Below are 21,001 nucleotides of genomic sequence, written 5' to 3' on the forward strand. Positions count from 1 at the left end.
CCGCGTTACCTATGTCCCTATCACCCTATTTTCAGAGTCCATTCTGCTGAACAAAGAGTTCGACCTGTCCTTCGATTTCCTGTCGCGCGTCAGCGTTCAGCTTTTCACCCACCGAAGTCTTGGTCTGCTCTGCCTCTTCGACCTTGAAACGAGTGGCGAGCGTTGCGTTGAAATATGCCTTCCGCAAATCCGGCTTTCCGCGGCTGAAGCTGCCCTCCGCGTAACCCTTGGCGAGTTCGAGATAGGCGTCCTCGAAGCCTCGGCGTGCTGACAGTTCCAACAGGGCAAGGGCGCGATTGGCATCGCGCGGAACGTTGCCTTCGCCCTTCACGAGAAGGCGCGCGGCGTAGAGGGGGGCATACTGGTTGCCCATGTCCGTCGCGCGGATCATCAGATCAAAGCCCCGCTTGACGTCTTTCTTGATACCCAGGCCGCTGACATAGGCGCGGCCGAGATTGGTCATGGCATCGATCTGACCGGCATCGGCCGCCGCAGCATAGAGCCTCGTTGCCTCCACATCATCCTTCTTCACACCCGTACCGCGGCGGAAGCTGTCGCCGAGCGCGGTGATCGCATTCGACCAGCCGCTCGATGCTGCAAGTCTGTACCACAGGATACCTTCTTCGGGGTTCTTCGGCACGCCTTGACCGCGTATGTAGGCGGTTCCGACATTCGTCCTTGCTCTGAGATTTCCAAGCGGTGCCGCCTGCATGTAAAAATCGAAGGCGCGCTTGTAATCGACCTCGCGGCCGATGCCAGCGCGGGCCATGTAACCGAGATTGACGAGGGCGGCGCTGTATTGCTGCTTGGCGGCAAGCTCGTAGAAATGCTCCGCCCAGTCATAGCGCTTGGCGATTTCGAGGACGCGGGCCAGCTGGAACTGCAGGCGGGGATTGCCTGGGTCTGCAGCCAGCGCGTAGCCGCAGGAGCGCAGCCCGTCGCGGACGTTCACTAGCCCGTTCGTAACGCCAGGTACGACGCGTTGAGGATCGTTGGGATCGGCTGTGTATAGATCGCAATCCGTCATGAGCGTCTTCATGCCGCTTTGTGTGTCGGGCATTTGGCGCGGCCAGATGCGAAAAGTCTCGCTCACGGCGCGCTCTCCGGCCTGCTCAAAAATAAATTCCGCTCCAGCCGTTGCCGTAGCCTCATTGGAAGGCGGGGGCTCGGTGGAAATCGGGGTGGCGGCAAGTGCGCCGCTGACAAACAGCCCACGCTGCTGCAATGCAGCAACCTGGAGACTGCTGCGTTTGAGCGCTTCCGCGGCAAGCTGGCTCTTCGGAAACACTTTGGCGAAGCGTTCGAAATCCGTTGGATCCGCGCTGTCTTGGATGAAATACCAGAGGACCTGATCAATCGTCAGCTCCCCGTCGCTTGCCGAGACCGCAGGTGCCGGCTTCTCGGTGCCGCCCGGCTTCAGGACGAATTTGGTTTCGATCGAACCCGTGATCCAGGGTATCTGCGACCCGTTGGTCGCGAGGCGCACGTCTCCGCGCACGGTCCTGAACGTGTCATAGATATCGAGGCCCGGCTGCTGAAGCGCATTGGCCAGCGCCAAGGAATAGGGGCTGTTCACGCCCGTGCCGTCATAGGCCACTTCGCCGGCGCCTGTGGCGAAGGCGATGAGAACCTGACCGGCACCGGCCTCCATATTTGCCAGGCCCTGCTGCAGTCCTTTTTCGGAGGTGAGCGGGTTGTTGCGGCAGGCGTCCAGAATGACCAGTTTGACGCCGATGGGGTCATCCTTGACGATGTCGATGAGATCATTGAGGACGATGGCGTCATCGATGACTTCTTTAGCCGATCCGGTGCGTACATCGACAGGTAGCAGCAGGCTCCGCCCTTCGTGCTGTAGCGCGTGCCCGGCATAATAGAGGATAGCCAGGTCGGCACCGAGAAGATGGCTGCGGATGGCATTTTCGAGGTCGCCGACCGCGGCTTTCCTGACGTCGTAGAATAGCAGGACATCGAAACCAAGCTCAGTGAGCGTCGCGGCAATCAGCTTGGAATCGTTTTTTGGGTTCGCCAGAGGCGCAAATTCGTATTCGCCGTTCCCCACCACGATAGCGGCTCTCCGCTCCGCATGGGCCATCTGCGAGAACGCCATCAAGAACAGCGCCAGCAGCGGGATCACGAACGTCCATTTCAGTCGGAAGTAAGAACTTCTTTGCGTCATGACAGGTAAGCCTGGTTGGTGACTTCGATGTCTGATGAGCGGAAGAACTAGTGCCTCTATAGTAATGCAATTTTTGCGGCTTCGCATGCGGGAAAAGATCAAGCTAGCAGCGACACGCGAAGGGCGTAGGGCGTAGGGCGTAGGGCGGGCCGGCATCGGCATCCCTTCGTGGCGGTGTAAAATCATCCGCGTCAATACTTCGCCCGGAGAGTATAGACCTGGTGCAATGGCGATGCGTCTTTCGAGGTGGCAGGTCTTTATGGTAAGTTCATGATCCAGGACTGCCGGCGTCACGAGACAGGGGCACTCTCCGAATGGCTGAAGAACGCAAGACAATCGTCCAGACGCCGCTTGAGCCCGCGACGCTGACCTTCACGCACCTCGTCGGCCATGACGAGATCAGCAGGTGTTTTGCTTTCACCGTCGGGTTCATCAGCTCCGACGCAAACGCCGACGCGCTGAAGCTCCTTGGAAAACCAATTTCGGTTGAGGGCGAGGCCGGAGACCCGAAGCGGTGGTTCAGCGGGCTCGTTTCAGACTTTCGCCTGACCCGTATCGAAGAAGGGTTTGCCTATTACGAAGCGGAGCTGCGGCCCTGGCTTTGGCTGCTGGGTAATACCACCGACTGCCGCATCTTCCAGAACATGAGTGTCGTGGAAATTGTCGAGCAGGTTTTCTCGAAATACAAGTCGGCCAAGTTCGAGAAGCGGCTGCAGGGTTCCTATGAGGCGCGGGAATACTGTGTCCAGTATGACGAAACCGACCTGGACTTCGTGCAGCGGCTGCTTGAGCACGAAGGTATCATGTATTTCTTCGAATATGGCGACGGGGAGCACACCCTCATTCTCGCCGACGCCATGAACAAGCTGAAGCCTGCGCCGGGTTATGCGACGGTCAAGTTCCGCGCCGAGGGCGAACCAGTGCGCCGGGACCAGGAGTATATCACGGAATGGGTGGCAACCAGCTCCGTCCACCCGGGCACTTATGCTCATACGGACTATGACTTTACGAAGCCGGGCGCTGACCTGATGGCGCAATCGGCGCAGCCCTTCGCTCACTCCGAAGCTCAAGGAGAGCATTATCGTCATCCCGGAGCGCATCTGACCGTGGGCCGCGGCGACGCTATTGCCGTGCTGCGGCGCGAGGAAATTCAGGCAGCGCATCAGCGTATCGCCGCAGCCGGCACTGTGCGGGGACCGGCCTCGGGCTGCACCTTCAAACTGGAGAATTTCCCGCGCAAGGATCAGAACACGGACTATGTCGTTCTGCGCGCCGACTACCGCCTCTTCGACCCGGGCTACCGCCCGGCCGCTTATGCTGGAGAGGAAACCTTCCACGCGGCGCTCCAGGTCGCTCCGACCTCCGTCACTTACCGGCCGCCGCGGGCCACGCCCCGGCCGATCATGCGGGGTCCGCAGACCGCGACCGTGGTCGGTCCTTCGGGTGAGGAAATCTTCACGGACAAGTATGCGCGGGTGAAGGTGCAGTTTCACTGGGACCGCCTCGGCAAGAAGGACCAGAACAGTTCCTGCTTCGTCCGGGTCTCGCAAACCTGGGGCGGAGGGAGCTGGGGCTTCATTCAGATCCCCCGCATCGGCCAGGAGGTGATCGTCGATTTCCTCGAGGGGGATCCCGACCGGCCGATCATTACCGGCAGGGTTTATAACGGCAAGGAGATGCCTCCCTATGATCTGCCGGGAAATGCCACCCAATCCGGGTTGAAGACGAATTCCTCGCCTGGCGGCGGTGGTTGGAACGAGCTGCGTTTCGAGGACAAGGCAGGATCGGAAGAGGTCTATTTCCAGGCGCAGAAGGACCACAACCTGCTGATCAAGAACGACCGCGGCAAGCTGGTCCAGCACGACCAGTCGGACCGCATCGACAACAACGCCAAGCACTCCGTCGGCGTGAACCTCGACGAGGACGTCGGCAACAACAAGACGACAAAGGTCGGCGTCGACCGCACCGTCAATATTGGGTCCAACGACACCGAGACGGTGGGCATCAACCGCTCTCTGACTGTCGGCGCGGACGAGACGATCGGCATCGGCGCAAATTCCAGCGAGACGATCGGTTCCAACCACACGCAGACGGTCGGCATCGTCCAGACGGTCACCGTCGGTGCGGCCCGGATCGATACGGTCGGGGCCGCCGAGACCAGAACGGTTGGGGCGGCACAGATGAACACCATCGGCGCGACTCGGTCGGTCAGCGTCGGCATCAGCCAGAGTCATGACATCGGAACGTCCGACAGCTGGGATATCGGCACTGACCAGAGCATCGAGATTGGTAGCGGACAGACAAGCACGATCGGCAAAAGCCGGAGCGCGAAGATCGGCGAAGACGACACGACCGAGATCAGCGGGGCTCGGGTGGTGAAGGTCACCAAGGGAAGTGCCGTCGAGGTCGGTGAGGACGGGCTGATCAAGATCGGAAAGGATCTGCTGATCGACGCCGGCGACTCGGTTGTCATCAAGTGCGGCTCGGCGGCCATTTCAATGAAAAAGGACGGTACGATCTCGATCAGCGGCAAGGATATTTCGGTCAACGCCAAGGGCAAGTTCAACGGAAAGGCTTCGGGCGAGGTCGTTTGGAAGGGCAGCAAGATCAGTCATAATTGAGGGGCATTCAGATGTCCGAAACACGGGAACGTATCGAAGGAGTGGTGATCGGCGTGTTGCTGGGTTTCGACGCCGGCGTGCCGCTGGTGGTCTTTCCCGGCAATCCCCAGGAGACTGCATTGCCGGCGCGGAGCCTGGCCGACCTTACGTCAGCAATGATCGGTGCCGAGGTCGCGCTGCTTTTCGAAGGCGGAGACGCGACGCGGCCGCTGATCGTCGGCCGGATCGTGGAGCCGGCGCGGCGGTCTTCGACGCCAAATGTCATTCGTGATGGCGAGCGCGTGCGGATCATCGGCGAGGAGCGCATCGAGCTTCGTTGCGGCAAGGCCACGATCATCATGGAAAAGGACGGCCATATCACCATCCGCGGCACTTATGTGACCAGCCACGCCAGTGCCGCAAACCGCATTCGTGGCGGATCGGTGAACCTCAACTGATGCCTGCTGTACCTGTTCTTCGCGAAATCGTCCGCCAGCATGCTGAGATGGCGGCATTCCTGTGGACGGTCTACGACCACCACCTGCTCCATCCGGACGAGAACCCCGACATGGACGAGGAGCGACTTGCCCGGCTGGTCGAGCGGCTGGAGGCGCATCTGGACGGGCTGCGGGTGGCGGGAGAGGCGGGGCTGGAGATCGCGAAGGAGCGGTACGCGGAGTTTCCCGAGGCTGGGGAGTTGTTCGTGGTGCGGATGCTGTCTGGCCCACCGGACATGCGGATTCGCGAACTCGATCTCGACAAGGTCAGACATTACTTGAGAGTGACTCTGGAGACGCCGGGGATAGGCGGGCGCCGAACGCCGTCCGATCCGCAGATCACATGAACTCACGGGTCATATCGATCCGGCGAACGAATAGATTTCCGTCATAGCCAAACTCGACCCCTGACCACTCCTTTCCGTTGAACGTGAAGACTTCTTTCCAGCCCACGGCGACGAGATAGGCCTCGGTCGCTTCCATTGCATAAACGAAGCCGAGTGATCTGAACGGCACGAGTTCCATCCCTTTCTGGATGTAAAGGCCGTACTCGTCATCTCCCCAGTACCGATTGCCGGCGAACTCGCATATCGAGTATATCTGTGTACCCGGTCCGGCGATCTCGGTGAGTTCCTCATTCGCGTAGCGGGCACAGAATCCGTTCTCGCAGCCGAGATACACGTCAGCATTACGCGCGACCTGCAAGGCCGAGATGCTGTGGTTGAAGCCGAGAGGGATCGGACGCCAGCGAGTGCCATCGAGGCGCAGCAGTGTCCCGTGATCGCCAGCTACGTGGATCAGGTTCAATGTCGGACCGTGCATGGCGCGCAGGAAAGCCGAGGTCCCTGTATCGATCGGTACCCATTCGGTGCCCTGTGCGACGCATACAGTTCCTTCGTCGCCGTATAGATAGGTGGTCTTTTCGTCGAGATGCCAGAGTTTGTTGGTGAACGCCTCCGGACCTTCGCCGATCGCAACGGTGCCGTTGCGAATGTGATGGGTGGTTCCACCGACCTGCAAGGCGATATGCTCGCGCTCGGACAGGCTGACATGCGAGAGAATGAGGTCGTCGATGTCCAGCAGCACCTCCTGACGAATCTGGTCGTCAAGCGACATCCGCAGCAGGAACGACCGTCCCGCCTCGTCGTTCTTGTCGCTGAGCTGAACAGATGCCGAGAAGAGATTTCTCCCCAGGTGGAAGGCGTTAATTGCCTCGATATCAATCTCGTCAAGCGGATAGTCGTCGAGACGCGGCTCTGGATCGTCCGTCATCACCTACCTACCGTCATAGCATTCAGTTCGGTCTGCGTCTTCTTCGGTCGGACCACGTCCTGGAGATAGTTTATCATCACGAGCCGCAAGCATTCAATCATGTCGTCGGCATCCTTCTTCGGCGCGTTCTTGATCGCGGGTTCGTTCTTCCGTACTGCGTCAAGGGACTTTTCCATCGCATTCTTGAGCGAAGGCTTCCTGCGTCTCTTCTTTTCCTTTCGGAAGAATGCGGCTTCTTGATTGGTCTTCAAGTTGTGGGGCGTTCCTTTCTTGCTGCCGTCGCCGCGCTGGAAGCCACCACCTTTCTTGTGCTTTCGAGAGCGCATGCAGATGCACGGGGCGGTCTGGTTGTCGTACTCCTTCCATCGCGTAAAGGATTTGTTCTGCTTACGGCTGCTCTGGAAGCACCCAACGCGAACAAAGTGTTCGGATTCTTGTCCCGCAGGGCAGTCGGCCTTCGAATGCTGATGGAGCCGGATCTGGTATTTGTTGAGCAGGGTTTCGCAGTCCTGTCCCCCGGCGGTCAGTCCGGCCATATGAGGCCATGTGACCGTGTTGGGGCCTGGGGAGGAATGATTGTTGGTGGCGAGATCGGTGAAGCGGATGACCGGTTCGCCATCAAACTTCACATCGTTCGACCAGCTGTTGAAATATTCCTTGCCGGTGTTGTTCGATGTGATGATGCCCTTCTTGGCGGCGCAGCCTGCCTCGGTGCCGGACGTTCTCGACAGGTCGGACTTGTTCTTGATGTTGACGGTCTGGCCGCCGATCTTGACCGTACCTGTGCCCTTTTCGGTGTCGCTGGCAAATCCGAAGCTTGGGTAGGGGATCGGCACCCCGGGTGGCGTTGCCGGGTTCTCGGGCGGGGTGAAGCAGGTATCCGGGAAAACCGCGATGGTTCTGGCGTTCACGGCCCTTCCAGAAATTTCAAGCCCGTTGGCGAAAACGTTCGACATTACGCGGCCCTCGCCGCCAGGATCGCGGCGCCGCAGGCGCCGGAATCGCTAGAAGCTTCGATCAGAACCGGATTGCCGGCGGCATAGCCCTTGCGGGCGGCGGTGAAAGCCATGCCGATCATCATGGGCACGGCGGCCGCGCCGACATTGCCGAGGCTTTCTCCGGGCGACCAGATGTCCTGGAATTCATGCCGGCCGCGCAGCAGGCGCAGGCTCGCCAAGGCGGATTGCTTGAACCAATACTGCTCGCCGACGAGATCGGCGATGCGGTAGCCTACCCGGTTCATCTCCATGCCGGCGTCCTGAAGTGCGGCGCGGTAGGCCGAGGTCATGCCGTCGCCCCGCAACGGCAGATCCTCCGCATTGTAGATGAATGCCTGCTCGCGGGTGAGGCCGAGCCCAGACAGACCAAGGCCGCTGTTTTGCGAACGGGTGCAAAGCACGGCTGCCGCGGCTTCCCCGGGGATGAAGCCATTCGGATTGTCCGCAGTCAGCAGGCGTTTGTCGGCAAGATAATAAGAGACAGCCTCTGCCGTCAGATAACTGTCGACGCCAGCGATCATCACGTAGGGCGCTTCGCCCGCCGCCACTATGCGGCGTGCCTGTTCTAGGGCGACGTGCCCCGAGGGACGACCATGGGGCACAATCCTCGAGCGGCCATGCGGCGGACTTTCCACGATCTCCGCTATGCGCTGGAGCAGGCGTGCACCCTCGGGGGCGGGGCGGCCAATTCGACCCTCCTCGGCAAGACAAAGGATGAGCGCGGTCTGACCGCGGGCTTCGGGTAAGGCCTCGAAAGCCTCGCAAATGGCGCCTGCAGCGAGATGGGCCATGCGCTTTTCGCCAACCCAGTTGCGCGGCAGCGGCACGGGCGCTCCAATCAGCCAATCTCCGCCCTGTCCCAGAAAACGCGTCTCCTGAAAGCCGTCGAGGCGCGCCCGCATCGCCGCGCAGGCAGAGGGCGCGTCAAGGCCGACCGCCGTCGCCATGCCGATCGAGACGATGTCGATCGGGGCGGTCATGCCTCTTCCTCCTCCGGCAGAGGCGCACTGCTCGCGCGCACGAAGGCGCGGCCCGTGGCACGCGCCCTCAGCATGGATTGGGTCGGCGGGCCGACCCAGCATTCGCTGAAGTCGAGGATTGTCCGGTGGATGCGCTGCGACACGCGCCAGACCAGCGAAAAGCGCCGGTTCTCCGGATCTAACAAAATAGTGTCGGGCGGTATCGCGCTCTCGAAGGCTTTGTCACGGCCCTTGAACAAAGCCATCGGAAGACTGGTGGCCGGCAGCCGGAAGCTCTCGCGCCCCGCTGGCGTCAGATTCACGAGCATCACCTCCTCGCCGCCCTTCGGATACTCTATCTGCTGGTCGGGCGGCGCCATCTGCAAGTAGCGCTCGTCGAAATCCGGCGGCAGAAACGGGAAGATGTTGTCGATCCAGTTCTGGTCGTAGGTGCCGCCATATTCGATGCGGCCCGGCCATCCCCGTCCGTACGGGCCGAAGCTCATCGGGCGATAGTCGCCGAACGGTGAACGGATGTCCTCGCCTATGGCCTGGGTGTTGGGAAGGGGGAGGCCGGGGATCAGATGCTGGTTCTTCGGCCGCGCCCACCCTCTGCCGATGGGGTTGAGCCGGTAGCTTGCCGGAAACCTGTCGTCCGGGTCGAGGCGGTCGGTGCCGCCCCAGGCAGTGTCGTAGGAGAAAGGTTGGCGCAGGAACGGTTGCGGGCTGGTGGCGACGAAGACCGGTCCACGGGCGCGCCATTCGCGATGCCCGACCACGTCGAAGACCTTTGACCAGGTGCCGACCTTGATTCCGACACTGACACGATCGGCCGGACGCCCCCCGGGAGCATAGGCACATCCGTTGGCGATGACGTCGCAGCGCGGCTTTCGGAAGGCGAAGTCGGTTTCCCAGAGGGTGGCCGAAAAACCCGGTTCACCGGTATGCGTGTCGGCCATCACCAGTGGCACCTGCGTCGGTGACTTTTGCACGGGGCCACCCGGCGTTTCGGGAAAGTCGAAGGTTCCCTTGACGACGACGACGATGTACTCGCGGCCTTCCTTGTCCATCCCCATCGTGAATTCGGTTGGAAAGCCGGTCTGGTTCCAGATCTGCATCAGCTCGCCTCCAGACCTTCGGGGAAGAGGTGGCGGAGCGCTGATTCTGGTGCGCCGGGGTCGATCTCGATTGGCTTGCACTGGCCCGTCCATAAGGCCATGCCACGGATCAGGTCGCCGGATGCCGCGATCGCGGGATAGGGCAGGGACGCAAGGCGGGCAGCCAGGCCATCGCCGTCCGTCTCGCCGTCGCGCGCAGACTTTCCTGCAGCTTCCAGTGCATCGAACCAGTCTGCGGTGAGCGTGGTGATTTCGGTGGTGGCGGTCGGGGGTGCGGCGGCGATGGTCAGCGGAAACCGGCGGCCCGCGGGATCGGCGCTTGCCATCACCACGCCGGTCATCGGTCCGAATCCTTCGGGTCCGAGAAGAAACCGCAAGACCGGATGGGAGGACATCGCACCTTGCGAAAATCGATGAACCAGATGCCGGGTGATCCAGCGGTCCCACGGGCCGACGAAGGATGCCGGCAGACCGCGCGTAACGAAATCTCCCATCGCGGGCAGTTTTCCGAAGAAACCTGGCAGGATCAAAGCCGCGTCGGGCATGAGAACCTCGCAAACATTTTCAAGTCGTAGGGATTGGCCACGCTGGCGGCCCGAAGCTCGAAATCGGCGTAGTGGCCCTGGGCGGCAAGCCGCAGCTTGTAAAGTTCTGGAAGCTCGGTCCCGCTCAGCCGGCCGGCGCGCAGCATCCGTAGGAAAGCCCAGCTCCCGCTCTCGCTGACCATCACTTCCGGCGAGCCGTCGAGCGGCTGGAAGGCGAGGGTAATCACCCCGGTCCCGTCCTTGCCCGGCCACGTCATTGGCTGTGGGCGCGTTGGGTTGTTGAAATAGGTGAGGCTCTGGCCGTCGACGTTCAGCGTCACGCGGCCGACTGTCGGCGAAAGATCCTTGGGCTCCAGCGTAAAGGTCAGGATCGGTCCGGCCCCGCCAGGAAAAAGGCTATCGCGGATCAGCCGGGCCTGCTCTAGCGCCGCTAGAGCCGATGAATCGAGCCGGATGTCGGCGCGCCATTTCCAGGGATGACGGGTCATGTCGACGTAGGTGACGAGCTGATTGTTTATGAAGCTGTCAATCAGCCCGCCCGGGCCAAAGACGCGCGCAAAGTCGACGACATTGACATCAATTGCGCTGTCGGGAACGAACGGATAGCGGTTCGCCAGCGCCGCCTGACAGAAAGGCAACACATCGGCGCGCCAGATGGCGTTGAGTTCCGAGGTGACCGCTTTCGTTGTAATGCCACTCGTATCGCCGGCGATGCCGGCCAGCCAGTCGTCCAGCGGGTCGGGGAGGGTGATGGACTGTTTTGCGACAGCCCCTGTCAGTTCGGCCAGACCGCCTTGCCGCTTTATGGCATCCTGGGCATCGGGGCTTGCCGATACCGTCTGCAGCATGTTCGAGAGTGCGGTCAGCGCCGCGACGGCGTCATTGAGTGCTGGAGGCTGGCCGTCGACCTCGGCGATTGCGCCCTTGATGGGCTTGAAATGCTCGGCAACCGGCGCGCCGGAGAGATCCACGTCGGCCTTGGAGCCGGCGGGCATCAGTTTCACGCCCGTCTTGGCAAGCTTGCCGATCTTGCCGAGCTTGGACAGGAGCTTGGAAGTTGCCGCCGGAGGCACTTTGCCGGTGGCATCATCTTCGGAACGGGTGAGTTCCGTTTCCTGCACGATGGCGTTCAGCAGCCGCTTCATCGAGGAGTCTGCGCTGGAGAGATCCTTGAGATTTTCGCTTGCCGTCTGCAGGTCCACCAGCGGTGCGAGCCTGACGTCGCGCAGGAAGCCGTCCCACTTGGCGATGTAGTCGTCGTAGTAGAGCTTCAGGATGTCCTGCGAAAGCGCGGCGACCGACGGGCTGGCGCTTTCCGAGCAGCCGCCGGCGAAGACGGAGCGATCGAGCGCAGCCTGGGTGGCGACGTCCTCCAGCCGCGCAAGGATCACGTTGTGGAAGCCGTCATAGGTGAAGGCGCCGCTGATTCCTACCCGAAGCGTCTTGTCCGAGCGCCGGGCAAGAACCTTCAGGCCGTTCGGGCCGACATGGTCCGCCGGAATCCAATCCTTAAGCGCTCTGACATCCGGGTCCGAGAGCAGTGCATTATAGGCGCGCACCGGAAGCGGGATCGAGCAGATGCTGCGCAATGCTTCGCTCACGAGCGCCTCATCGGGCTGGATAAGAGCTTGATCCGCCGCCATGTTGTCGATCGCGGCGAGTTGGTGGTCGGCGGCCATATCGGTCCGGAAGGGGGGCACGGGCGCGAATTCCGGCAGCCGCTCCGTCCACCATTGCTTGGCGAAATCGGGGTCCATCGGCGACAAGCCGGTCATCATACGGTACGTCTTCAATGCGCCGAGCAGGAATTCCGGGTCGCGGATCTGACGCCACATCGTCGCCTCGAGCAGGGCGACCATGCGTGGTTCCAGGATGTTGCGCAGCGATCGATCGTAGGCGTCGGTCTGCGCCTGCCTGATTTCGGTTGCGGCTGAAGGGCCGATCAAGGCAGCTATCCCGCCTGGCGGCTCGGTACGGGCATTCGCTACTTCGGTCGAGGCTTCGAGCGCCACATCCAGATCGAGTGGTTCCAGCGGCGCCTGACGTGCAGCAACCGGAGTGAGCGGAAGCTGCAGGGCCTCGAGCTGTTCGGCCTGCGCCGCTAGAGCGGCGTTATTTTTCCGATAGGAAACCGTAAACAACAGACCGGCGACGACAACCAATGCTGCGGCAGCCACGGCAGCGCCGCGCCATATCCAGATGCGCCGTTCCTCTGCCGCAGGATCGAATGTGCCGAGGCCGGCCTCCTTGAAGATCACTTTCGTGAGCAGGTCCTTCAGGAAGAAACTGCGCTTCTCAACCCGCAGCATCGGCGCGGCAGGCTGTGCCGGGAGGCCGAAGGAGGAAGCGAGTGCCGCCGTCAGCCGGTCGATTGCGGTGCCTTCCTGTGTAGCGGAGGTCAGATAGATACCGCGCAACCAGGCGCTTTCGGCATAGCGGCTTTCACCGAATACGGTTTCGACCAGCACGCGAATAGGCTCGGAAAGACTCTCGACCTGTGCCGGGAAGCGGAAGATCTCCGCACGGGCGGTAAGGTTTTCTTCGCCTTCGAGACGGGGAACGAGGCGACGTTCGAGCACGCCAGCCAAAGCTGCGAGTTCCCGTGTGACCTCGCTGCCGTCGATGCGTGCGCCGGGCGGGAAGGTCGCTCCCCAAACCTGCTCGCGATCGGCCGTCGAGAGACCGCCGAAGAACGTCTCGAAGCCCTTTATCAGATCGGCCTTGGTCAGCATCAGATAGACGGGCAGGCGGATCTCAAGCCGCTCCTGAAGTTCGGTCAACCGTTTGCGGATCTGGCGGCCATGTGCCCGAATGGCCGCGTCGCCTTCCGAAAGCGTGTCGATGGCGAGTGCCACGATGACCCCGTTCAGGGCTCGCCGGCCGCGGTGCTTTTTCAGAAGATCGAGGAAGCCCAGCCATTCCGCTGCATCGACGTCGGGCTGGCTTTCCTGTTGAACGTAGCGGCCCGCGGTGTCGATCAGCACCGCCTCTTCGGTAAAGAACCAGTCGCAGTTGCGCGTCCCGCCCACGCCATGCAAATCGTCGGAGAGATCGATGGGAAAGCTCAGTCCAGACTGCCGCAGCGCCGTTGTCTTGCCGGTCGCCGGTGGGCCGATGATCACGTACCAGGGCATCTCCCGAAGAAACTTTCGGCCGCCGATTTTCTGGCGCTTCAGCTCCGCCATCACCTCCCGGAACTTTGCGCCCACGGTGGCGACGCCTTCTTCAGCCGGGCTTGGTGGCGCTGCCGGTGGAGCGGCGATTTCGGAAACGAAAATGCGATTGGCCTTGATCGCCCGGCGTTGTGCCGTGATCCACCATATGAGAAACAGGAGGAAGAGAAGGCCGATAATGACCAGTCGCACCGTCTCTGACTCTAAAGGCGCGCTCTCTCCGACGCTGACGATCGGGCCGAAGATCCAGATAATCAGCGACAGCAGCACGAGCCCGATGAAGGTCCAGAGCCAGCGGGAGGTCAGGATTGCCCAGAGGAAGCGGAAGATCGCCATCTCAAAGCCCCTTCTCGATCAGGAGCTCGATGCGGCGGTTGGCAGCCCGGCCTTCACGAGTGTCGTTTCCGGCAATAGGCTGCGTTGCCGCACGTCCTTCCGACTTCAAGCGCTCAGGCGGAAGGCCGCTGGCGCGCAGTAAGGCGGCAATCGTTGCAGCGCGCGCCTCGGAGAGGCGCTGGTTGTTGGACAGGGGATTGGCGGGCTGGAGCGGAACATTGTCGGTGTGCCCGATGATCCTGACGCTTCTGATCAGGTCAGCATTGTCCTTTAGAACGGCGGCGATGGAGGCGACGAGCGGTTCGAAGCCTTTCGTCAATTCGGCCCGGGCAGACGGGAAAAGCTCCGGAGTGCTCGACTGAAGCAGGAGTGTGACTGCAGAGGCGGTTTCATTGCCTTTAAGGGCCGGCAGAAGCGCAGGAGGTGCGGCGGCGCGGAATTCCGGCAGCAACTGGAGGACGACAGGTTCGACCCGCGGCGCATCGGGTGCCGGCGTGCGTTTCTCCGGGCGGTAGATTTCGGCGCGCTCCGGCGGCGGTAGCGCCCGAACGAGCGTGGCAAGCTCTTCCGCCCTGGAGCCCAGCCGCATCGACAGCAGCATGTAAATCGCGGTCGCGAGCGCCACGGCCACGACTGCGAGCACCCAGATCGGAACGGCAAAGCGGGAAGGCTCGTCCGCTGCCGTGACACCCTCCCATCTGGGCGAGAGCGGCGCACCTTCGGCATCCGCGTCCCGCAAGAAGCGAGCGGCGGCAGCGCGGACGGCGCTGATGGAGCGATCGCCTGCACGCCCCGGCACCCTATACTTGCCGCGGAAACCCAGCGCCAGGCAGAAGTACTGCAGCTCCAGCAATTCGCGGTCGCGGCCCGGATAACGCTCCAGCTCCTCCAGCCTGGCGAAGAACTGCGCTCCGGCATCCACGTCGCCGCGGAGCATGACGACCAGCGGCTGGCGCGGCCAGGCGCTGGAGCCGCCCCAAGGCGTGTTGAGCGCCAGGTCGTCGAGCAGGGAGGCGACAGCCCAGGCGGCCGCATCTGCCTGCGCCAGGCTTGCGCCGGAGGCAACGGCTGCATCGCGCGCCGAAACAAGCTCCTCCATCAGTCTGGTTCGCAGCGCTTCCGGATTGCCGGGTGGCAATGCATTTTCGAGTTCCGGTGCAAATTCCAGCAGCGTTGCGAAAGCGTTGATCAGCGTGTTGGGATGGGATCGCGCACGCCTCGCCACGGTGCCGGTGGGAACAACCGGCACTGCGCCCGGTGGGGCGGGACGGATGCGCGTGCGGCCCTGATCTTCCGACAGGCCGAATGGATCCTCACTTGCCATGGCACTACCTGTTTACCGAATAGCAGTCCACCTGTGGTTCGCTGGGCAAAACGCCGGAAACTCCAATCACGAAACCCGGCGAGCGCAGAAGCGATTCCCAGTGCTCGCTGCGTTGATCGAGTTCGAGGCAGAGACGGTCTCCGTCGTAGGGGATTTCGCGTGGTTGCGAGTGAAGGGGCTTGAGTCGGATGCCGGGCAACCGGGACTTCCACAGCGCCTCGAATTCATCCGCAGCACCGACTGTCACCTGATTGACGAAGATTTTGCGCAATGCCTCGTCGGACATGTCGCATCCGACCCGCACAACGATGCGGCTGGCGGTCAGCAGTTCGGGATTGTCGACGCGGACCTTCCAGACGTTGGTCGCGTGCTTCAGAACCGGCAGCGCCCGCGACTTCGGCTCGACATAGCGGAGGCTCAGTATAAGTGATCGCAATGTGTCGGCGAGTGCGGCGAAGGCCGGCCCGGGCGCCATATGCTCATAGGTGGGCAGTTCGCTCAGCCGCCGGGAGCCTGAACCGTAGGTCGCCATCCTGCCAGCCAGTCCGCTGAGTTCCAGAAAGAGTTCGGCCGGATGAAAAACCTCCTGGGGAAGCATGTGGGCCAATCGCGGGCGGGCGCTGTTGGCGAGGTCGAGCACCAGCAGGTTTTCGACGCTGCGGCCGGGGCCGCCGAGCACCATCTTGCCGTGCGCCTCGGCTATGCGGTCGAGCCCGGTGATCACCTCCTGCAGGAGCTGACCGTAGAAGGGCACCGCGCCGGTCGCGAGCGCCGGCGGCAGGAAGTTTTCGGCGATCGCCACACTGCCATCGGACAGCAGTCCGGTAACGCTCGTCACCGGCATCGCCGTGTAGCCACCGGTCGCCTGCGCGGGCGAGAGGAGCAGCGCTTGCGGCCGGGCGATCTCGATCTCTTCCGGATCGGCGCCGCCATGAACCGCATCGCGTATCCACTCGATCCGGCCTCTATACCGCGCTCCGGTCGGTTCGCTGTGAGCGGGGTCGAAGCTGGCGCCGCCGGGTGGTTCCGAGGGCAAGGCGAGCTGCGCCGCGCCTGCGCCCATGTCGCGCGTGATTGTCAAAGGTGTGGGAGCGTCCATCGTTTCGGGTATTGCAAACGGGGTACCATCCGGAAAAATGCCGCGCGCCGACGTTACGGCCACCCGCCCGGCTTCCAGCTGTGCGGCGTCGAGCGTGAGGGACCTGAAACCGAAAGTCTGTAAGCGTCCAGCCTGCAGCGCGCCCCGCATCAGGGCCTCGGTATAACGGTCCTGTTGCTGGAAATGCTGCGTCCGGAGGAACAGTCCCTCGGACCAAAGCACCTTGTTGGTATCCGTCATGCTGAACGCCCCTCCATTCAGGCGAGCGCGAGCGTCATACCGCCGCGGCTTAGTACGACATTCGCTGTCACCGTCGATTCCGGCCTGATCGGAACGCTCCTTCGCCAGGTGCGGCTGCCAGGTTCACGGAACAGCGCGACAACGCCCAGGAAAGTGGCTTCCGGCGGGAACGCCAGCGTCTTTGAGGCGCTTGCGCCGGGAGCGACCGTCAGTTGGTCGGAGCCGACGAGGTCTGCTCCAAGCGCACCGGCCGGATTGGACTGAAGGGCGAAGATATCAGCAGAGTTGAATTTTCCGGCATCCTTCAGCCGGAGAATAAGGAGGGTCACCGGACGCTCCCCTCCGCCTGCGGCAGCATTCATCCCCGCTTGCCCCGTTGCCGTGACCGTCACGGTCGAAGATTTCGGTGGGCCGCCCATGCAGGCGGAAAGCAAGCCTGTCGCGCCGATCACCATGAGAAAGCCGCGTCGGTGAAGCATCAGTTGTTCTCCCTCTCTTCATAGCCATCCCGAAAGTCGCTGCCGATCTCGCCCAGGAAGCGCGTCGACGCACTCTTGGAGATTTCGCGATAGCGGTTCTCATAGAGTTCCCAGAGTTTCGCCCGCCGCCCACCGGCGAGCAGGGCATCCAACGCCGAGTGCGACTTCAGTTCGCTTTCCAGCGTCGCGGGGTCGAAGCGGTCAATCATCCTGGCAAGCGCCGCTTGGACGCCGCGCCACGTTCTCACATGGTGGTGTGCGAGATCGCGGATGGAATTGCCGATGGCGGCCTGCGGAGGAAGAAAGCCGGCGTGGCGTTGAGCCAGGAAGGTCGCGATGACATCGTCCACCGTGGGCAGGAATTTGAGAGGGTTGACCTCGGATGCTCCAATCACGGTCTGGGCGATCCTCGCTTCACCCTTTTCTTCGGCTCGTTTGCGCAGGAGATGCATCAGCCCGTCCAGCATCATGCGGTATTCCCGGCCGAAACTCTCCATCTGGGCGACCGGATCTGAAGTCGCGAACTCGCCAGCATCGAGTCCCAGTCCGCGCAGGAAGGCGTCACGCAAGGCGGTTTCGGTTTCTGCCGCCTTTTCCGGCGTCGGCCTCGCCTGTGGTGCCGGAGCAGGACGCGGTGCGGCCGGGAGTTCTGGAACGGGTTGGGCGTCTGGAATAGGGTGCTCAGGCGGCGTGCTGGGTAAAGAAAAATCCCAGGCCCCTTTGTCCTGGCCGCCCGATGCTGGCAGAGGATCAAGGCTGAAGGGATCGTCGAGCATCGGCGCCCCTTTTTCTGTCTTGCCCCTGTCTGCTGCGGCGAATGCCCCTGCAGCTGGTTGTTCGAAAGGGTCGGGCAATCCGGCCGGCCGCGGGGTGGGCGCCGCCGGCTCCCTGCGCTCGAAGAAGAAATTGTCCTGCTCGAGGCCAGTCGGTGGTGGCGAGGCCAGCTGTTCAGACACCCGCTCTGTCGGCGTGGCCTGGAAGTCGACGCGGACGACATAATTGCCGAGCTGCAGTCGCGCTCCGTCATGCAGCGGGGAGGAATTCCCGAGCCCAAGCGGCGTGCGCGACCCGTCGATAAAGAGCCCGCCGCTGGAGGTGTCCGTCACCACGTACTGACCGCGAACGCAGCCGATCGTGCAATGAGCGCGTGAGATGTACATGTCGGGATCGTCGATCCGCCAGTCGGCGTCGGCGCTGCGACCGATGACGAGCTCGCCGTCAACGAGCCGCATCTGGCGAACGGATTGCGGTCGGGGTGAGTGCTCGAGAGTAAGGATCAGGCTCATGCAGCAGCCTCCGGCATTTCGGGGCGCCAGCCAATGACGGTGCGCATGCAGAAATCATCTGCGTCACCGCGATCTTTCGGTCGAGCGAGCCATGCGATGTGCCCGATCCGCGCTGCTCCCATTTTGGCCGCAGGGACTTCGTCGCGCGTGAGCACGAGCCTTACATCCACATCGAGCCCATCTCCCACCAGATCGCGGATCGCGGTTTGCAAGGTTTCGCGCCGCTCGCTGCCAGGCAGGAAAGTCATATAGTCGGCGAGCGTCAAAGGTCCGATGGAGAGCTCTATCCTTTGCTGCCGCTGGAACGTCCTCGGACCGATCGTGGCGCTTCGTCCGAGTTGCACATGCGCGCCGCCAAGCCGGGACTGGAGCGTTTTCGGTATCGGCATCCAAGCGCCGACAAATTCGCGAAGCCGAACCGGGACCTTCAGGAGGTCTGCAAGAAACAGTGTGAGCCTCTCCGGCCCGTCTACCTGATGGGCGAGCGCCGGTGCGTGAGAGAGCTTCGTGGTATCGATCGTTCCGCGCTCACCATGCCCCCTTCCACACAAGCCGAGGCCTGCCAGGGCCGCCGACATCGCGCGAATGCGGCCGCCGTCATGGCGTCTCACCTGCACCGCCGGATGAGCGTCGGCCCACGCCCGGTAAAAGAGCGCGATCATGCGATGCTGAAGAATATTGACGAAATCGACGAAGGTCGTGTCGCTGACCTCCCGCATATCCGCCCTGGCGAACCAGCGCTGCGACAGGCGATCCAGCACCCAGCGCGTCAGATAGAGGGGCATTGGACCTTCTGGCCCGAGCAATCCGATATTTGCCACCGTGACGCGGATTGGCGTCGTTTCGGTGGCCGGCTCGACCTTCGCGACATCCTGCACCGCAAAACCCAGCCGCACATGCTGTCCGAGCCGGGCGGGCTCCCGGTCCGGGCGGCCCGCCTGCCCGAACAGCCGTCCGTCGTCTTCGAGGCGCCGCAGGAGCTCGAAAAAGTCGAACTCCTCAAGGGATGGAGAGACCTCCTTCTTCAGATCAGGAAGCGATTGCCCGGCGTTATCGGCCATAGCACATCCTCCTGCTTCTGTATGATCCGCGCGCGGGTGCGCACGAATGCGTTGATCGCGGCATAGCGGGCAAAAAGCCTTGCCAGTAGCGCTGACGGCAACAGCGTGCTGTGCCCGGCAAGCACAGTTTGGTCGATATGAAGCGTAACCTCGGTGCCACGCGCGAAGCACATTGGTCCGGCGATCGCCAAGCGCTCGATCAAAGGTCGAGCCTCGACACGGGCGATCGAGCGCACATGCCGGCTCAGGCTTGGATCTCCCCGCTGCGCGTAAAGCTCTAGCAGGGCGTGAAGCGGATCCACCCCGCGGCCTTCCTCCGCCAGGCTGAGGAAATTCAGCGAGAGTTGAGCGACGAGCCGCCAGGCAAGTTCATCGGCTCTCGAGCCTTCCACGGCTCCAGCAGGGAGCGTCGCTGGTATAGAGGGCCACGGCGGTCGCACGGCCCCGAGGAGCTGGACGGCCTCGACCGGATCGCCACTTTCGAGCGTAAGCGACGGCGTGTCATCCAATATCGGCAGATCGCGATTGGTGCAGAGCGCCGTCACCTCAATCCGCTTCAGTGGCCGGGCCGTTTTCGACTGGACGGGGCGCGAAAGCGTGATGAAGACATCGTCACCCGCGTAGGATGTGCGAGTTTGTCCCTGACGAAGTTCGTCCTCGCCCGGCCGCCGCGGGCGGCGTTCGGCGAAATAGGCCCAGCCGTTTCCACGGTTCTGGCCCAAGCTGAAGAGCGCCGGTATCTCGGCGTCCGGACGCTCGGCATCAGCATCTTCGACGCGGATTGGGCGATAGATCTCGAAATCCCGGGGACGCGTGCGATCGGCGTGGAGCACTTGGCGGGTCCGCCGCGCATCGAGTTCGATGACGTTGCAGCCGCGCTCGAACAGGTTGATGATTGGCGTTGCGAAAAGTTGGAAATCTTTCGCTGCGATATTCGCAAGCTCCGGGACGGGGCGTCGCAACAGAAAGATCAGTTCCAGCCCGGCCCCGCAGCGCCGAACCACCGGCTGCAGGCTCCTCACGCGTACATAGTGAAATCTTTCCGGCGCGATGAAGTATTCGCGTAACAGCCTGTAGCCTTCGAAGGTTTCGCGCGTGCGCGGCATAAGCGCTTCGTCGTCGGAGATCCCGACCATTTCCGGCTCCGGAAGTACGCTCAGGAAATTATCGCGGCCTTCCGGGCGGGAGCCGACAGCGGCACAACCGCCAAAAAGGGTATCGAAGAGCAGCGGCGCCTTGCTCTTGTCACCAAAATGCAGATCCAGGCGGTCGAGCGACAGGTCGCTGAGCTTGCCTTTGCCGGTTCGATTGAAAGTGATGCTCAGTGCCGCGGAACCGCTTAGCCCTTCAACCGGAGTTATTCCCGCTGCTGCAAGCGCGCTTCGATCCTGAATGTAGGCGACCGAGGTGATCGCGAGCGGCCAGAGCATCACGTCCTGTGCCGTCGTATAGATGCACCGGGTGGAAATTCCGGGCCGGACGCTCGAAACCAGCCGGGTCCCGCGCTTCACAAGGTGCCCTGCGAGCATCGTCTGAACCTGCTGGCCCGGTTTCAGCAGAGCCATGGCGGTTGCAGGCGCCGGCGAAACGAGATCCGGGTAGAAATTCTCAAGCACGCTTCGTGCGAAACGCGAGCTCTCTGCATCCACCTTCTGGCGGGTGCGTGCGGCGAGATACGCCACGCCGTCAAGCAGGCGTTCCACAAACGGGTCGGGACACGGGACCGTATCCAGGGAGAGGTTGCGCGCGATCGAGGGATGCATATCCGCAAACTCGGCGGCGAGCGCGCGGATGTGGGTGAGTTCTTCCTCGTAGTACTCCAGGAAGACCCGGTCCAT

At 62.4% G+C, this 21,001-nt stretch carries 16 protein-coding genes; 3 read left to right on the plus strand and 13 right to left on the minus strand.

Translation table 11 applies throughout. The annotated features are described in order from the left end of the window. Positions 1 to 31 precede the first annotated feature (31 nt). Positions 32 to 2,176: a caspase family protein gene (locus HGP14_RS16130; protein WP_168830880.1), complete on the minus strand. Its 2,145-nt coding sequence runs from the start codon at positions 2,174 to 2,176 to the stop codon at positions 32 to 34. Positions 2,177 to 2,490: 314 nt separating this feature from the next. Between HGP14_RS16130 and HGP14_RS16135 the strand changes: the two genes are divergently transcribed. Genes HGP14_RS16135 through HGP14_RS16145 form a run of 3 tightly spaced genes read left to right on the plus strand, consistent with a single transcriptional unit; the run spans position 2,491 to position 5,620 of the window. Beyond that, positions 2,491 to 4,797, plus strand: a complete 2,307-nt coding sequence (locus tag HGP14_RS16135; RefSeq protein ID WP_168830881.1) for a type VI secretion system Vgr family protein — start codon at positions 2,491 to 2,493, stop codon at positions 4,795 to 4,797. Positions 4,798 to 4,808: 11 nt separating this feature from the next. Then, entirely contained in the window at positions 4,809 to 5,234 is a 426-nt protein-coding gene (locus tag HGP14_RS16140) for a DUF6484 domain-containing protein (RefSeq protein WP_168830882.1), read from the plus strand. Beyond that, entirely contained in the window at positions 5,234 to 5,620 is a 387-nt protein-coding gene (locus tag HGP14_RS16145) for a hypothetical protein (RefSeq protein WP_168830883.1), read from the plus strand. The genes HGP14_RS16140 and HGP14_RS16145 overlap by 1 nt, the downstream gene beginning before the upstream one ends. Here HGP14_RS16145 and HGP14_RS16150 read toward each other — a convergent pair. From HGP14_RS16150 to tssF, 12 genes are read right to left on the minus strand one after another with little or no spacing between them, the layout of a single operon-like run. After that, the gene (locus HGP14_RS16150) at positions 5,613 to 6,545 is read right to left on the minus strand and encodes a hypothetical protein (RefSeq protein ID WP_168830884.1); all 933 of its coding nucleotides are present in this window, start codon (positions 6,543 to 6,545) and stop codon (positions 5,613 to 5,615) included. The genes HGP14_RS16145 and HGP14_RS16150 overlap by 8 nt on opposite strands. Beyond that, the gene (locus HGP14_RS16155) at positions 6,545 to 7,456 is read right to left on the minus strand and encodes a DUF4150 domain-containing protein (protein WP_312862139.1); all 912 of its coding nucleotides are present in this window, start codon (positions 7,454 to 7,456) and stop codon (positions 6,545 to 6,547) included. The genes HGP14_RS16150 and HGP14_RS16155 overlap by 1 nt, the downstream gene beginning before the upstream one ends. 44 nt (positions 7,457 to 7,500) lie before the next feature. After that, the gene (locus tag HGP14_RS16160; protein WP_168830886.1) at positions 7,501 to 8,523 is read right to left on the minus strand and encodes a 3-oxoacyl-ACP synthase; all 1,023 of its coding nucleotides are present in this window, start codon (positions 8,521 to 8,523) and stop codon (positions 7,501 to 7,503) included. After that, a complete protein-coding gene (locus HGP14_RS16165; protein ID WP_168830887.1) occupies positions 8,520 to 9,620 on the minus strand; it encodes a DUF2169 domain-containing protein in 1,101 nt (366 codons plus the stop codon). Before HGP14_RS16165 ends, HGP14_RS16160 begins: the two co-directional genes overlap by 4 nt. After that, positions 9,620 to 10,165, minus strand: a complete 546-nt coding sequence (tagF, locus tag HGP14_RS16170; RefSeq protein WP_168830888.1) for a type VI secretion system-associated protein TagF — start codon at positions 10,163 to 10,165, stop codon at positions 9,620 to 9,622. Before tagF ends, HGP14_RS16165 begins: the two co-directional genes overlap by 1 nt. Continuing rightward, complete coding sequence (tssM, locus tag HGP14_RS16175; protein WP_168830889.1) at positions 10,147 to 13,674, minus strand: type VI secretion system membrane subunit TssM; 3,528 nt, start codon at positions 13,672 to 13,674, stop codon at positions 10,147 to 10,149. The genes tagF and tssM overlap by 19 nt, the downstream gene beginning before the upstream one ends. A gap of 1 nt (position 13,675) precedes the next feature. Beyond that, entirely contained in the window at positions 13,676 to 14,998 is a 1,323-nt protein-coding gene (icmH, locus tag HGP14_RS16180) for a type IVB secretion system protein IcmH/DotU (RefSeq protein ID WP_168830890.1), read from the minus strand. Between the two features lie 4 nt (positions 14,999 to 15,002). Continuing rightward, complete coding sequence (tssK, locus tag HGP14_RS16185; RefSeq protein ID WP_168830891.1) at positions 15,003 to 16,337, minus strand: type VI secretion system baseplate subunit TssK; 1,335 nt, start codon at positions 16,335 to 16,337, stop codon at positions 15,003 to 15,005. 17 nt (positions 16,338 to 16,354) lie between these two features. Then, positions 16,355 to 16,816: a type VI secretion system lipoprotein TssJ gene (gene tssJ / locus HGP14_RS16190; protein ID WP_168830892.1), complete on the minus strand. Its 462-nt coding sequence runs from the start codon at positions 16,814 to 16,816 to the stop codon at positions 16,355 to 16,357. Next, the gene (gene tagH, locus HGP14_RS16195; protein ID WP_168830893.1) at positions 16,816 to 18,102 is read right to left on the minus strand and encodes a type VI secretion system-associated FHA domain protein TagH; all 1,287 of its coding nucleotides are present in this window, start codon (positions 18,100 to 18,102) and stop codon (positions 16,816 to 16,818) included. Before tagH ends, tssJ begins: the two co-directional genes overlap by 1 nt. Further along, positions 18,099 to 19,163 (minus strand): type VI secretion system baseplate subunit TssG, encoded by a 1,065-nt coding sequence (gene tssG / locus HGP14_RS16200; RefSeq protein ID WP_168830894.1) that lies wholly within the window; start codon positions 19,161 to 19,163, stop codon positions 18,099 to 18,101. Before tssG ends, tagH begins: the two co-directional genes overlap by 4 nt. Further along, positions 19,127 to 21,001: a type VI secretion system baseplate subunit TssF gene (gene tssF, locus HGP14_RS16205; protein WP_168830895.1), complete on the minus strand. Its 1,875-nt coding sequence runs from the start codon at positions 20,999 to 21,001 to the stop codon at positions 19,127 to 19,129. The genes tssG and tssF overlap by 37 nt, the downstream gene beginning before the upstream one ends.

The organism is Rhizobium sp. P32RR-XVIII (assembly GCF_012641395.1).
GTDB lineage: Bacteria > Pseudomonadota > Alphaproteobacteria > Rhizobiales > Rhizobiaceae > Rhizobium.